Genomic DNA, 15,279 nt, shown 5'->3' on the forward strand with positions numbered 1-15,279 from the left:
ATGCAGTTCAGCGAATTGATGGCAGTGCTTTCGACCCTGGCGATCCGTCTTCAACGGGAACAGGAGGACCTGCTCGTCCAGGGCGATGACGAGGCGCTGGACGACGGGCTCTGGGACAGCCTGGTGCAGCACAAGGCCCGGCTCCTGGAACTGCTCGACGGCCAGGGCGGCAGCTGGCTGAGCCCGGCCTTCAGGATCACCCCGGACATGCTGCCCCTGGTGCAGCTGGACCCGCCCGCCATCAAGCGTATCGTCGCCGCAGTGCCTGGTGGCGCCGCCAACGTGCAGGACATCTACCCCCTGGCGCCGCTGCAGGAGGGCATGCTCTATCACCATTTGTCCGCCGCCCAGGGCGACCCCTATGTGCTGCAGGCGCGCTTCGCCTTTGCCAGTGCCGAGCGACGGCAAGCCTTCGTCGAAGCCTTGCAATGGGTCATCGACCGCCACGACATCCTGCGTACCGCCATCGCCTGGGAAAGCCTGGATGAGCCGTTGCAGGTGGTCTGGCGCCAGGCGCCGCTGGTGATCGAGGCCGTGGCGCTGGACCCGGCCGACGGCGATGTGCTCGGCCAGCTGCAGGCCCGCTACGACTCCCGGCACTTTCGCCTGGACCTGCGTCAGGCGCCGCTGCTGCGCCTGGTGCACGCCGAGGACCCGGCCAACCAGCGCCAGGTGGCGCTGCTGCTGTTTCATCACCTGGCCCTGGATCACTCCGCGCTGGACCTGGTACGCCAGGAAATCCACGCCCGCCTGCAAGGGCACAGCGAGCGCCTGCCGGCCCCGGTACCGTTTCGCAACCATCTGGCCCAGGCCCTGGCAAGCCGCAGCGAGGCGGCCCACGAGCGCTTCTTTCGCGAGATGCTCGGCGATGTCGACGAGCCGACCCTGCCGTGCGGCCTGGGGGATGTGCAGGGCGCCGGGCGGGTGATCGAAGAGGCCCGGCTGACCCTGGACCGCGAGCTCAGCCAGCGCCTGCGGGCCCAGGCCCGGCAACTGGGGGTGAGCAGCGCCAGCCTGATGCACCTGGCCCTGGCCCGGGTGCTGGGCCAGCTGTCGGGGCGCGAAGCGGTGGTGTTCGGCACCGTGCTGCTGGGCCGCATGGAGGCCGGCGAAGGCGGCGAGCGGGCCCTGGGCATGTTCATCAACACCTTGCCGCTGCGGGTGGATGTCGGCGCCCAGGGCGTGCGCGCCGGGGTCCTGGCCACCCATCAGCGGCTCAGTGCCTTGCTCGCCCATGAGCATGCGTCCCTGGCCCTGGCCCAGCGCTGCAGCGGGGTCAGTGCGCCGACGCCGCTGTTCAGCGCCATGCTCAACTACCGCCACAGCCACGCCGCCGATGGCGCCCAGGTGCAGGAGGTGGCCCCGGGCATCCAGGTGCTGGGCGCCGAAGAACGCACCAACTACCCGCTGACCATCAACATCGATGACCTGGGAGAGGATTTTTGCATCACCGCCCTGGTGGATCGGCAACTGGGCGCCGAGCGCATCGCCGGCTACCTGCTGACCGCCCTGGAGAGCCTGGCCCTGGCCTTGCAGAGCACTCCGCAGGCACCGCTGTACAGCCTGGAGATGCTCCCGGCCAGCGAGCGCCGCTACCTGTTGCAGGGCCTGAACACGCCGCTGGGGCACTACCCGGACAGCCCGCTGATCCACCAGCAGGTGGAAGCCCAGGCCCGGGTCCAGCCCGAGGCCCCGGCGCTGCTGTTCGGCGAGCTGCGGCTGAGCTACGGCGAGCTCAACCGGCGCGCCAACCAGGTGGCCCACCGTTTGCTGGCGCTGGGTGTACGCCCGGACCAGCGGGTGGCGATCTGTGTCGAGCGCGGCGTGGAAATGATCGTCGGCCTGCTGGGCATCCTCAAGGCCGGCGGCGCCTACGTGCCCATCGACCCGGCCTACCCCCGCGAGCGCATCGCCTACACCCTGCAGGACAGCGACCCGGTGGCGCTGCTGGTGCAGGCCGGCACCCAGTCCCTGGTGGCCGACCTGCGGGTGCCGCTGATCGACCTCGACAGCCGCACCCTGGCCCATGAAGCCCAGGAGGACCCCGAAGTGCCGGGGCTGACCCCGGCCCACCTGGCCTATGTGATTTACACCTCGGGCTCCACCGGCCTGCCCAAGGGGGTGATGGTGGAGCACCGCAACGTGGCCCGGCTGTTCAGCGCCACCCGCGACTGGTTCGACTTCAACTGGCGGGACGTGTGGGCGCTGTTCCATTCCTTCGCCTTCGATTTCTCGGTGTGGGAGATCTGGGGGGCGCTGGTGCATGGCGGCCAGTTGCTGGTGGTGCCCCAGGCCGTCAGCCGTTCGCCGGATGACTGCTACCGGCTGCTCTGCGAAGCCCGGGTGAGCATCCTCAACCAGACCCCCAGCGCCTTCCGTTCGCTGATCGCGGCCCAGGACCAGAGCCCCCTCAAGCACTCTCTGCGCCAGGTGATCTTCGGCGGCGAGGCCCTGGAACCGGGGATGCTCAAGCCCTGGTATGCCCACCTGGAAAACGTCGGCACCCAGCTGGTGAACATGTACGGCATCACCGAAACCACGGTGCACGTGACCTATCGCCCGTTGCAGGCGGCGGATGCCCAGCTGGTGGGCAGCAGCCCCATCGGCCGGCGCATTCCCGACCTGCAACTGTATGTGCTCGATGCCCACCGCGAGCCGCTGCCCAGCGGCGTGGTGGGTGAGTTGTATGTGGGCGGCGCCGGGGTTGCCCGGGGCTACCTCAACCGCGATCAGCTGACCGCCGAGCGCTTTATCGCCGACCCCTTCAGCCACGAGCCGGGGGCGCGGCTGTACAAGACCGGCGACCTGGCGCGCTGGCGCAGCGACGGCAGCCTGGAGTACCTGGGGCGCAACGATGACCAGGTGAAGATCCGCGGCTTTCGCATCGAGCTGGGGGAGATCGAGGCCCGCCTGGCGGCCTGCGACGGCGTGCGCGAAGCGGTAGTGATCGCCCGGGAAGACACCCCGGGGGACAAGCGCCTGGTGGCCTATGTGATCCCCCGGCCGGGGGCCGCTGCCAGCGCTGCGCAACTGCGCGAGCAACTGCAACAGAGCCTGGCCGAGCACATGCTGCCCAGCGCCTTTGTGACGTTGCAGGCCTGGCCCCTGACCCCCAACGGCAAGCTCGACCGCAAGGCCCTGCCGGCGCCGGACAGCCAGGCCCTGGCCCGGCGTGAATATGCAGCGCCCCAGGGCGAGGTGGAACAGGCCATCGCGACGATCTGGCAAGAGCTGCTGGGCTTGCCGCAGGTCGGGCGCCAGGACAACTTCTTCGAGCTGGGCGGGCACTCGCTGCTGGCGGTCAAGCTGATGGAGCGCATGCGCCAGGTGGACCTGTGCGCCGATGTGCGGGTGCTGTTCGGCCAGCCGACCCTGGCCGCCCTGGCGGCGACCGTGGGCGGGCAGCGCGAGGTGCAGGTGCCGGCCAACCGCATCGCCGCCGATTGCCGCCACATCACCCCGGACCTGCTGCCCCTGGCGGACCTCGATCAGGCCGCCATCGACCGGCTGCTGGCGCGGGTGCCCGGCGGCGCCGCCAACGTCCAGGACATCTATGCCCTGGCGCCCTTGCAGGCGGGGATCCTCTATCACCACCTGAGCAGCGCCGAGGGCGATCCCTATGTGCTCCAGGTGCAGTTCGAATTTGCCGGCGAAGACGCCCTGCAAACCTTCGCCCTGGCCTTGCAGCAGGTCATCGCGCGCCACGACATCCTGCGCAGCAGCATGGCCTGGGAAGGCCTGGAACAGCCGGTGCAGGTGGTCTGGCGCCAGGCGCCCCTGGACATTCAGGTGGTCGAGACGGACCCGGCCCAGGGCCCGGTGCTGGAGCAGCTGCAGGCGCGTTTCGACCCCCGTCGCTACCGCCTGGACCTGAGCCGGGCGCCGCTGCTGCAACTGGCCTGCGCCGCGGACCCGGGGCAGCAGCGCTGGCTGGGCCTGCTGTTGTTCCACCACCTGGCCCTGGACCACAGCTCCCTGGAGGTGTTGGTGGAGGAGATCAGCGCGGTGCTGCAGGGCGCCGCCGCGCAGTTGCCGGCGCCGGCACCGTACCGCAACTATGTGGCCCAGGCGCGCCTGGGCCATGGTGAGGAGCAGCACCAGGCGTTCTTCCGCGAGATGCTGGCGGACATCGACGAGCCGACCCTGGCCTTCGGCCTGCAGGACGTGCAGCGCGACGGCAGCGGCATCCGGGAGCGTCAACTGCGCCTCGACCCGGCGCTGTGCCGGCGCCTGCGGGAACAGGCGCGGCACCTGGGAGTGAGCCTGGCCAGCCTGCTGCACCTGGCCTGGGGCCGGGTGCTGGGGCAACTGGCGGGCCGCGATGACGTGGTGTTCGGCACCGTGCTGCTGGGAAGGATGCAGGGCGGCGCCGGTGCCGACCGGGCCCTGGGCATGTTCATCAACACCTTGCCGTTGCGGGTCAGTGTCGGGGAGCAGGGTGTGGCCGAGGCCTTGCGCGCCACCCACGCCCGGCTGGCCCGATTGCTGGGCCACGAGCACGCCTCCCTGGCCCTGGCCCAGCGCTGCAGCGGCGTGCCGGCATCGCTGCCCCTGTTCAACAGCCTGCTCAACTACCGCCACAGCGCTGCCGACACCGCGCAGCAGGGGCCGGCGAGCTGGGAGGGGATCCGCGTGCTCGACTCCCGGGAGCGCAGCAATTATCCCCTGGCGCTGAATATCGACGATGACGCCCACGGCCTGCGCCTGACCGTGCAGGCCGTGGCGCAGGTGGACGGCGATCGGGTCTGTGGCTACCTGCAGTGCGTGCTGGAACACCTCGCCCAGGCCTTGGAGCAGACCCCGGCCCTGGCCCTGGAGGACATCCCGGTACTGCCGGCGGCCGAGCGCCGCCAGGTATTGCTGGAGTTCAACGCCAGCACCCGCGACTACCCGCGCCAGCACACCGTGCACCGGCTGTTCGAGGCCCAGGCCCAGGCCCACCCGCAGCGGGTGGCGGCGGTCGAAGGCCAGGCGCAGCTTAGCTACGGCGAGCTCAATACCCGGGCCAACCAGTTGGCCCGGCACCTGCTGGAGCTCGGGCTGCAGCCCGGCGACCGGGTGGCGATCCTGTTGCCACGGTCCCTGGACCTGCTGGTGAGCCAACTGGCCGTCTGCAAATGCGCCGCGGCCTATGTGCCCCTGGATACCAACGCCCCGGCCCAGCGCCAGGCCTTCATGGTGGAAGACAGCGCCAGCGTGCTGCTGCTCAGCCGCAGCGACCAGGTGCTTGCGTGCCCGGCCAGAAGGGTCGACCTGGACCGCCTGCAACTGGCGCCATTGCCCGGGCACAACCCGGACCTGGCGCAGTCGTCCGAGACCGTGGCCTACATCATGTACACCTCCGGCTCCACCGGCGTGCCCAAGGGCGTGCAGGTGCCGCACCGGGCCATCAGCCGCCTGGTGCTCAACAACGGCTATGCCGATTTCAACCCCGAGGACCGGGTGGCCTTCGCCTCCAACCCGGCCTTCGACGCCAGCACCATGGATGTCTGGGGCGCCTTGCTCAATGGCGGCCGGGTGCTGGTGATCGATCACTACACCCTGCTGGAACCTGCGCGTTTCGGCCGGGCCCTGAGCACGGCCGGGGCCACGGTGCTGTTTGTCACCACGGCGCTGTTCAACCAGTACGTGCAACTGATTCCCGAGGCCCTCAAGGGCCTGCGGATTCTCCTCTGCGGCGGCGAGCGTGCCGACCCGGCGGCCTTTCGCCGCCTGCTGGCGCTGGCGCCGCGGCTGCGCCTGGTGCACTGCTACGGCCCCACCGAAACCACCACCTACGCCACCACCCATGAAGTCACCGCCCTGGCCGATGACGCGGAGCACGTGCCCATCGGCCGGCCGATCGGCAACACCCGGGTGTATGTCCTGGACGCCCAGCAGCGGCCGCTGCCCATCGGTGCCCCGGGGGAGATCGTGATCGGCGGCGACGGCGTGGCCCTGGGTTATCTCAACCGCCCCGAACTCAACGCCGAGAAATTTATCCGCGACCCTTTCAGCGAACAGCCCGGGGCCTTGCTGTACCGCACCGGGGACATTGGCCGCTGGCTGGGCAACGGCCTGCTCGAATGCCTGGGGCGCAACGACGATCAGGTGAAGATCCGTGGCCTGCGCATCGAACTGGGGGAAATCGAGGCGCGCCTCACTGCCTGCGCCGGGGTCAAGGAGGCCGTGGTCCTGGCCCGGGAAGACGAGCCCGGGGACAAGCGCCTGGTGGCCTACTACACCCTGCAGGCGGACGCTGCGCCGCTGCCGGCCGAAGCCCTGCGCGCGGCCCTGCAGCAGCAACTGCCGGACTACATGGTGCCCCTGGCCTACGTGCAGTTGCAGGCCTTGCCCCTGACCAACAACGGCAAGCTGGACCGCAAGGCGCTGCCGGCGCCGGCCCCGTCGGCCTTGCTCAGCCGTGAATTCGTCGCCCCCCGAGGCGAGGTGGAAATCGCCCTGGCGCGGATCTGGAGCGAGCTGCTCAAGGTGGAGCAGGTGGGGCGCCACGACCACTTCTTCGAACTGGGCGGGCACTCGCTGCTGGCGGTGAGCCTGATCGAGCGCATGCGCCAGATCGGCCTGAGCGCCGATGTGCGGGTGCTGTTCAGCCAGCCGACCCTGGCCGCCCTGGCCGATGCCGTGGGCAGCGGCCGGGAAGTGCAGGTGCCGGCCAACCTCATCAGCGCTGATTGCCCGCGCATCACCCCGGACCTGCTGCCCCTGGTGGAACTGGACCAGGAGGCCATCGACCGGGTGCTGGCCAGCGTGCCGGGCGGCGTGGCCAATGTGCAGGACATCTACCCCCTGGCGCCGTTGCAGGAGGGCATTCTCTATCACCACCTGAGCGCCGGGCAGGGCGACCCCTACCTGCTGCAATCGCGCCTGGCCTTCGACAGCCTGGAGCGACTGCAGCGTTTCGCCGGGGCCCTGCAGCAGGTCATCACGCGCCATGACATCCTGCGCACCGCGGTGCTCTGGGAAGGCCTGCCGCAACCGCTGCAAGTGGTCTGGCGCCATGCCGAGCTCCGGGTCGAGGAACAGCACCTGGACCCGGCCGAGGGTGACCTGCTGGCGCAGTTGCAGCAGCGCTTCGACGCCCGTCACTGGCGCCTGGACCTGGCCCAGGCGCCGCTGATCCGCCTGGTCTATGCGCGAGAGCCCGGGCAGCAGCGGGTGCCGGCGATCCTGCTGTTCCACCACCTGGCCCTGGATCACACCGCCATGGAGGTGATCGGCGAGGAAATGCGCGACCTGCTGTTCGACCGCGCGCAGCACCTGGGCACACCGGTGCCGTACCGCAACTATGTGGCCCAGGCCCGCCTGGGTGCCGGGCAGGCGGAACACGAGGCGTTCTTTCGCGACATGCTCGGGGACATCGACGAGCCGACCCTGGCCTTCGGCGTAGAGGATGTACAGGGTGACGGCCTGGGTATCGAAGAGGCCGAGCTGGTGCTGCCCGAGGCCCTGAGCCAGCGCCTGCGGCAACAGGCGCGGCACCTGGGGGTGAGCGCCGCGGCCCTGATGCACCTGGCCTGGGGCCTGGTGCTGGGGCAGTTGGCCAACCGTCGCCAGGTGGTGTTCGGCACCGTGCTGATGGGCCGCATGCAGGGCGGCGCGGGCGCCGACCGCGCCCTGGGGGTGTTCATCAATACCCTGCCGCTGCGGGTCGATGTGCAGGGCAGCGTGCGTGCCGCGGTCAAGGCCACCCACGCCCGGCTCAGCGCCTTGCTCGGCCATGAGCACGCCTCCCTGGCCCTGGCCCAGCGCTGCAGCGCGGTGGCGGCCGGCGCGCCGCTGTTCAATACCTTGCTCAACTACCGCCACAGCGTGCCGAACACGGCGGCGCCGGACGGCCTGGATATCTGGCAGGGCGTCGAACTGCTGGGGGGCGAGGAGCGCAGCAACTACCCGCTGAGCCTCAGCGTCGATGACCTGGGCGAAGGCTTCAGCCTGGCGCTGCTGGCCCAGGCCGGAATCGGTGCGCAGCGTGTCGGCGCTTATATGCAAAGTGCCCTGGAGCAACTGGCCCAGGCCCTGGAACACAACCCGCAGGCGGCCCTCGAACAGTGCTCGGTGCTGCCGCCACAAGAGCGCGAGCAACTGCTGGAGGGCTGCAATGCCAGCACCGCCGACTACCCCCGCGGGCAGACCCTGCACGGGCTGTTCGAGGCGCGAGCGGCACAGGCTCCCGACGCTGTGGCGCTGGTGCAGGGGCCGTTGCGCCTGAGCTACCGCCAGCTCAACCAGCAGGCCAATCAGCTGGCCCGGCAACTGCTGGAGTTGGGCGTGCACCCAGACGATCGCGTGGCCCTGTGCCTGCAACGCGGGCCGCACTTGTTGCGGGGCATGCTGGCGGTCCTCAAGGCCGGGGCGGCCTATGTGCCCATCGACCCGAGCCTGCCGGCCGAACGCATCGCCTACCTGCTGCAGGACAGCGCGCCGCTGGCGGTGCTGGTACAAAGCGCCACCCGCGAGCTGCCGGGCAGCCTTGCGGTGGTGTCGATCGATCTCGATGGGGTTGCCTGGCAGGAGGCCGAGCTGGGCAACCCGCTGCTGCCGCACCTGACCCCGGCGCACCTGGCCTATGTGATCTACACCTCCGGTTCCACTGGCCTGCCCAAGGGCGTGATGGTGGAGCACCAGAGCCTGGAAAACCTGGTGCACTGGCACTGCGCGAGTTTCGACCTGGGCCCGGGGCGGCACAGCTCCAGCGTCGCCGGCCTGGGCTTCGACGCCATGGCCTGGGAGGTCTGGCCGACCCTGTGCAGCGGCGCGACCCTGCACCTGCCGCCCGCCGATGTGGGCAGCCAGGATATCGAAGCGCTGCTGCACTGGTGGCGCGCCCAGCCCCTGGATGTCAGCTTCCTGCCGACCCCGGTGGCCGAATACGCCTTCAGCCAGGGGCTCGGCCACCCCACACTGGACACCTTGCTGATCGGTGGCGACCGCCTGCGCCAGTTCGCCGCCGACCCGGGTTTTGCAGTGATCAACAACTACGGCCCCACCGAAGCCACGGTGGTGGCCAGCTCCGGGCGGATCGAGGCCGGTAGCGCCCTGCATATCGGCCGGCCCGTGGCCAATGCGCGGCTCTACCTGCTGGACGAACTGCAGCGTCCGGTGCCCCAGGGGGTCAGTGGCGAGCTGTATGTGGCCGGCGCCGGGGTGGCCCGGGGTTACCTCAACCGCCCGCAAATGACCGCTGAGCGCTTTCTCAACGACCCCTTCAGTGCCGAGCCCGAGGCACGCATGTACCGCACCGGTGACCTGGCCCGCTGGCGCGCCGACGGCAACCTCGACTACCTGGGGCGCAACGACGACCAGGTGAAGGTGCGCGGCATGCGCATCGAACCTGGGGAAATCGAGGCGGCGCTGCTCACCCATCCGGCCCTCAAGGAAGCCCTGGTGCTGGTCCGCGAGGGGCGCCTGCTGGCCTATTTCACTTCCCGTACCGAGGGCGTGCAAGCCGCCGCCGAAGACCTGCGCGACCACCTGCAAGGCCGGCTGCCGGACTACATGCTGCCGGTGGCCTATGTGCGCCTGCCGGCCATGCCCCTGACCGCCAACGGCAAGCTCGACCGCAAGGCCCTGCCACCGCCGGGGGAAGAGGCCTGGCTGAACCGGGAATTCGTGGCCCCCGAAGGCGAGGTGGAACAGGCCCTGGCGCGGATCTGGAGCGAGGTGCTGCAGGTGGAGGCGGTGGGGCGCCATGATCACTTCTTCGAACTGGGCGGGCATTCGCTGCTGGCGGTGAGCCTGATCGAACGCATGCGCCAGATCGGCCTGGACGCCGACGTGCGGGTGCTGTTCGGCCAGCCGACCCTGGCTGCGCTGGCGGCTGCGGTGGGCAGTGGCCGCGAGGTCGCGGTCCCGGCCAACCGGATCACCGCGGATTGCCCGCGCATCACCCCGGACCTGCTGCCGCTGGTGGAACTGGAGCAGGAAGCCATCGACCGAGTGGTGGCCAGCGTGCCCGGCGGCGTGGCCAACGTGCAGGACATCTACCCCCTGGCGCCGTTGCAGGAGGGCATTCTCTATCACCACCTGAGTGCCCGGCAGGGCGACCCCTACCTGCTGCAATCGCAGCTGGCCTTCGCCAGCCGGCAACGCCTGGATGATTTCGCCGCAGCCCTGCAGCGGGTGGTCGAGCGCCACGACATCCTGCGCACCGCGGTGCTCTGGGAAGGCCTGAAGCAGCCGCTGCAAGTGGTCTGGCGCCAGGCAGGGGTGCAGGTGCAAGAGGTGCAAGCGAACCCCGCCCAGGGCGAGGTCCTGGAGCAACTGCAGGCGCGCTTCGATGCCCGGCACCTGCGCCTGGACCTGACCCGGGCGCCGCTGATGCGCCTGGTGTATGCCCAGGACCCGGCCCGCCAGCGCATCGTCGCCATCCTGCTGTTCCATCACATGGCCCTGGACCACACCGCCCTGGAGGTGGTGCGCGAGGAAATCCAGGCCTGCCTGCTGGGGCAGTCGCCCGCGGGCACGGCGATTCCCTATCGCAACTACGTGGCCCAGGCGCGCCTGGGTGTGAGCCGTGAAGAGCACGAGGCATTCTTTCGCGAGATGCTCGGCGATATCGATGAGCCGACCCTGCCGTTCGGCCTGCAGGACGTGCAGGGCGATGGCGATGCCATCGAAGAGCGCCAGCAGGCCCTGGAACCGTCACTGAGTGCGCGCCTGCGGACCCAGGCCCGGTTGCTGGGGGTGAGTGCGGCGAGCCTGTTCCACCTGGCCTGGGCCCGGGTCCTGAGCGTCACCTCGGGCCAGGACCGGGTGGTGTTCGGCACCGTGCTGCTGGGGCGCCTGAGCGCCGGGCAGGGCGCCGACCGGGCCCTGGGCATGTTCATCAACACCTTGCCGCTGCGGGTCGACCTGGATGCGCGTGGCAGCCGTGCCGCGGTCAAGGACACCCACGCCCGGCTCAGTGCCCTGCTGGGTCATGAACACGCCTCCCTGGCCCTGGCCCAGCGTTGCAGCGGGGTGGCCGCGCCGCTGCCGCTGTTCAGTGCCATGCTCAACTACCGCCACGGCAGCGACGGGGTGCCGAGCCAGGCCGTGCAACAGGCCTGGCAGGGCATCGAGACCCTGCACAGCGAGGAGCGCACCAACTACCCCCTGAGCCTCAACGTCGACGACCTGGGCCAGGGGTTCCGTCTCACCGCCATGACCCTGGCGCGGATCGGTGCCGAGCGTATCTGCGGCTACATGCAGCAGGCCCTGCTGGCCCTGGTGGAGAACCTGGAGACGGCGCCGCAGCGGCCCCTGCGCGAGGTGCCGATCCTGCCGCCGCAGGAGCGTCAGCACCTGCTGCAAGGGTTCAACGCCACGGCCGTGGATTACCCCCTGGAGCAGACCCTGCACGGGCTGTTCGAGGCCCAGGTGCGGCGCAGCCCCGAGGCCACTGCGGTGCAGGCCGGCGAGCAGCAGCTGAGCTACGGCGAACTCAACCGGCGCGCCAACCAGCTGGCCGGGCACCTGCTGCAACTGGGCGTCGGCCCCGACAGCCGGGTGGCGATCTGTGTCGAGCGCGGGCTGGAAATGGTGGTCGGCCTGCTGGCGATCCTCAAGGCCGGCGGCGCCTATGTGCCCATCGACCCGGGCTACCCCGCCGAGCGCATCGCCTACATGCTCGACGACAGCGCGCCCCTGGCGGTGCTGGCCCAGGGCGCGACCCGGGCATTGCTCGGCGAACTGGCGCGGCCCCTGGTGGACCTCGACCAGCTGGCCTGGAGCGGGCCGGCGCCGGGCAACCCGCAAGTAGAGGGGCTGACCCCGGGGCACCTGGCCTATGTGATCTACACCTCCGGTTCCACCGGCCAGCCCAAGGGCGCGATGAACGAGCACCGGGCCGTGGTCAACCGCCTGTTGTGGATGCAGGCGCAGTACCGCCTTGGCACCGAGGACGCGGTGTTGCAGAAGACCCCGTTCAGTTTCGACGTCTCGGTCTGGGAGTTCTTCTGGCCGCTGTTCACCGGCGCGCGCCTGGTGATGGCGCGCCCCGACGGGCACAAGGACCCGGCCTACCTGCGCCAGGTGATCCGCGAGCAGGGCATCAGCACCTTGCACTTCGTGCCCTCGATGCTCGATGTGTTCCTGGCCCAGGGCGAGGGCGCCGAGGACCTGGGCCTGCGCCAGGTGATGTGCAGCGGCGAGGCATTGCCGGGCAGCCTGGTGCGGCGCTTCAAGCAGCAACTGCCACAGGTGGCATTGCACAACCTCTACGGCCCCACGGAGGCCGCGGTGGACGTCACTGCCTGGGATTGCAGCGGCCCGCTGGCCGATACCCCGGACCACACGCCCATCGGCAAGCCCATCGCCAATACCTGCATCTACCTGCTGGACGCGCAGATGCAGCCGGTGCCCCTGGGGGTGGTGGGCGAGCTGTACATCGGCGGGGTGCAGGTGGCCCGGGGTTACCTGAACCGCGAGCAGTTGAGCGCCGAACGTTTCCTCAAGGACCCGTTCAGCCAGGAACCGGGGGCGCGCCTGTACCGCACCGGCGACCTCGGGCGCTATCAGGCCGACGGCACTATCGAGTACCTGGGGCGCAACGACGACCAGGTGAAGATCCGCGGCCTGCGCATCGAACTGGGGGAGATCCAGGCGCGCCTGACCCAGCTGGAGGAGGTCAAGGAGGCGGTGGTACTGGCCCGCGAGGATGTGCCCGGCGACCAGCGCCTGGTGGCCTACTACACCACCCACGACAGCGCCCGGCGCCTGCCCGTCGAGCACCTGCGCACGCAACTGCTGCAGCACCTGCCGGAGTTCATGGTGCCGGCGCTGTTCGTGCACCTGGCGGCGCTGCCCCTGAGCGCCAACGGCAAGCTGGCGCGCAAGGAACTGCCGGCCCCGGGGCTGGAGGCGGCCCAGGTGCGCGAGTACGAGGCCCCGGTGGGCGACACCGAAATCGCCCTGGCGCGGCTGTGGGCCGAACTGCTCAATGTCGAGCGGGTGGGGCGTCACGATCATTTCTTTGAACTGGGTGGGCACTCACTGCTGGCGGTCAGCCTGATCAGCCGCATGCGTGAGCTAGGCATGGAAGCCGATGTCCGGGCGTTGTTCGAACAGCCGACCCTGGCGGCCTACGCGGCCATGACCGAACGAATGGAGATCGTCCTGTGAGCGTGATCGAACTGTTGGCGACACTGAAGGAAAAGGATGTGCAACTGGTGCTCAAGGACGACCAGTTGGTGGTCCAGGGCAACAAGCAGGCCCTGAGCGAACCGCAGCTGCTGGCCCGCTTGCGCGAGCACAAGCCGGAGCTGATCGAGCTGATCCGCGCCGGCCAGTATTCGCCGAGCAAGGCCGGGCAGGTGCAGGTGCCGGCCAATGGCATCACCCCGGGCATCAGCCGCATCACCCCGGCGATGCTGCCCCTGGCCAACCTCGACCAGGAGGCCATCGAGCGCATTGTCGCCAGCGTCCCGGGCGGGGTCGCCAACGTGCAGGACATCTACCCCCTGGCGCCCCTGCAGGAGGGCATTCTCTACCACCACGTCAGTGCGCAGCAGGGCGACCCCTATGTGATGCAGGCGCAGTTCGCCTTCGCCAGCGAGGAACGCCTGGAAGCCTTTGCCGAGGCCCTGCGCGGGGTCATTGCGCGGCACGACATCCTGCGCACCGCGGTGCTCTGGGATGGTCTGGAGCAGCCGATGCAGGTGGTCTGGCGCGAGGCCGGGCTGGAGCTGCAAGAGGTCGAGACCGACCCTGCGGCCGGTGAGGTTCTGGCCCAGTTGCATGCGCGTTTCGACGCCCGCCACTATCGCCTGGACGTCAGCCAGGCGCCGCTGCTGCGCCTGGTGCATGCCCGGGATGAAGCCGGGCAGCGCATCGTCGCCATGCTGCTGTTCCACCACATGGCCCTGGACCACAGCGCCCTGGATGTGGTGCGCCACGAGATGCAGGCCTTCCTCACCGGGCAGGCCGAGCGCCTGGGGCCGGCCATGCCGTTTCGCAACTACGTGGCCCAGGCGCGGCTGGGCATCAGCGAACAGGAGCACGAAGCGTTCTTCCGCCAGATGCTCGGCGATATCGACGAGCCGACCCTGCCTTACGGCCTGCAGGATGTGCAGGGCGATGGCCGGGCCATCGAGGAATGCACCCAGGCCCTGCCAACCGAGTTGAGCCAGCGCCTGCGGACCCGGGCCCGGCTGGCCGGGGTCAGCGCGGCCAGCCTGTTCCACCTGGCCTGGGGCCGGGTGCTGGGCACCCTGGCGGGCAAGCACAAGGTGGTGTTCGGCACTGTGCTGATGGGCCGCCTGCAAGGCGCCGAAGCCACCGAGCGGGCCCTGGGGATCTTCATCAACACCTTGCCGTTTCGCCTGGATGTGGACAGCCAGGGCCTGGGCGAGGCCCTCAAGGCCACCCACGCCCGGCTCACCACCTTGCTGCGCCACGAACACGCGGCCCTGGCCCTGGCCCAGCGTTGCAGCGGCGTGAGCGCACCGACCCCGCTGTTCAGCGCCTTGCTCAACTACCGGCACAGTGCTGCCGGGGCCAGTGCCGCGGCCCAGGCCGCCTGGGCCGGGATCAGCACCCTGAGCTCCGAGGAGCGCACCAACTACCCCCTGACCCTGAGCGTCGACGACCTCGGGCAGGATTTCAGCCTGACCCTGCTGGCCAGCACCCAGGTCGACCCGCGGCGTATCCTCGGCTACCTGCTGTGCACCCTGGAGAACCTGGCCCAGGCCCTGGAGCAGACGCCGCAACTGGCCCTGGAGCAGTTGCCGATCCTGCCGGTGGCGGAGCGCGAGCAGGTGCTGGAAGGCTTCAACCGCAGCGCGGTGGACTACCCCCGGGGGCAGGCTATCCATGGCCGCATCGAGGCCCAGGCGCAGCGCACCCCAGACGCCCTGGCGGCCTGCTACCAGGGCCGCTCGCTGAGCTATGCCGAGCTCAACCGACAGGCCAATGTCCTGGCTCGGCAACTGCGCGGGCTGGGGGTGCAGCCCGATGACCGGGTGGCCATCGTTGCCCGGCGCAGCCTGGAAACGGTGGTGGGCCTATTGGCGATTCTCAAGGCCGGGGCCTGCTATGTGCCCATCGACCCGGCCCACCCGGCCGAGCGTCTGAACTACCTGCTCCAGGACTGCGGCCCGCGGGCGGTGCTGACCCAGGCCGAGCTGCTGGGGCGCCTGCCGGCCCTGGCGGTGCCGGTGATCGAACTCAACCAGCGGTTGTGGCTCGATCAGACGGCGGACAATACCCAGGTACCGGGGCTGAGCGCGGCCAACCTGGCCTATGTGATCTACACCTCCGGCTCCACCGGCCTGCCCAAGGGGGTGATGGTGGAGCACC

At 69.9% G+C, this 15,279-nt stretch carries 2 protein-coding genes (1 of these 2 cut by a window edge); both read left to right on the plus strand.

What is annotated here, in order from left to right; all coding sequences use genetic code 11:
• Nucleotides 1-13,104: an orfamide A non-ribosomal peptide synthetase OfaB gene (gene ofaB, locus A9971_RS03280; RefSeq protein WP_183001963.1), complete on the plus strand. Its 13,104-nt coding sequence runs from the start codon at nucleotides 1-3 to the stop codon at nucleotides 13,102-13,104.
• Nucleotides 13,101-15,279, plus strand: partial view of an orfamide A non-ribosomal peptide synthetase OfaC gene (gene ofaC / locus A9971_RS03285; RefSeq protein WP_183000910.1) — the 5' portion only. The gene runs 12,539 nt beyond the window's last position; only the first 2,179 of its 14,718 coding nucleotides appear in the window; it begins with the start codon at nucleotides 13,101-13,103; the stop codon falls past the right edge of the window. Before ofaB ends, ofaC begins: the two co-directional genes overlap by 4 nt.

Origin of the sequence: Pseudomonas sp. UME65 (assembly GCF_014170225.1) — a bacterium.
GTDB classification, from domain to species: domain Bacteria; phylum Pseudomonadota; class Gammaproteobacteria; order Pseudomonadales; family Pseudomonadaceae; genus Aquipseudomonas; species Aquipseudomonas protegens.

Coding starts and splice junctions, on each gene's coding strand:
- ofaB (WP_183001963.1), top strand. CDS start 1: ATGCAGTTCAGCGAATTGATGGCAGTGCTTTCGACCCTGGCGATCCGT.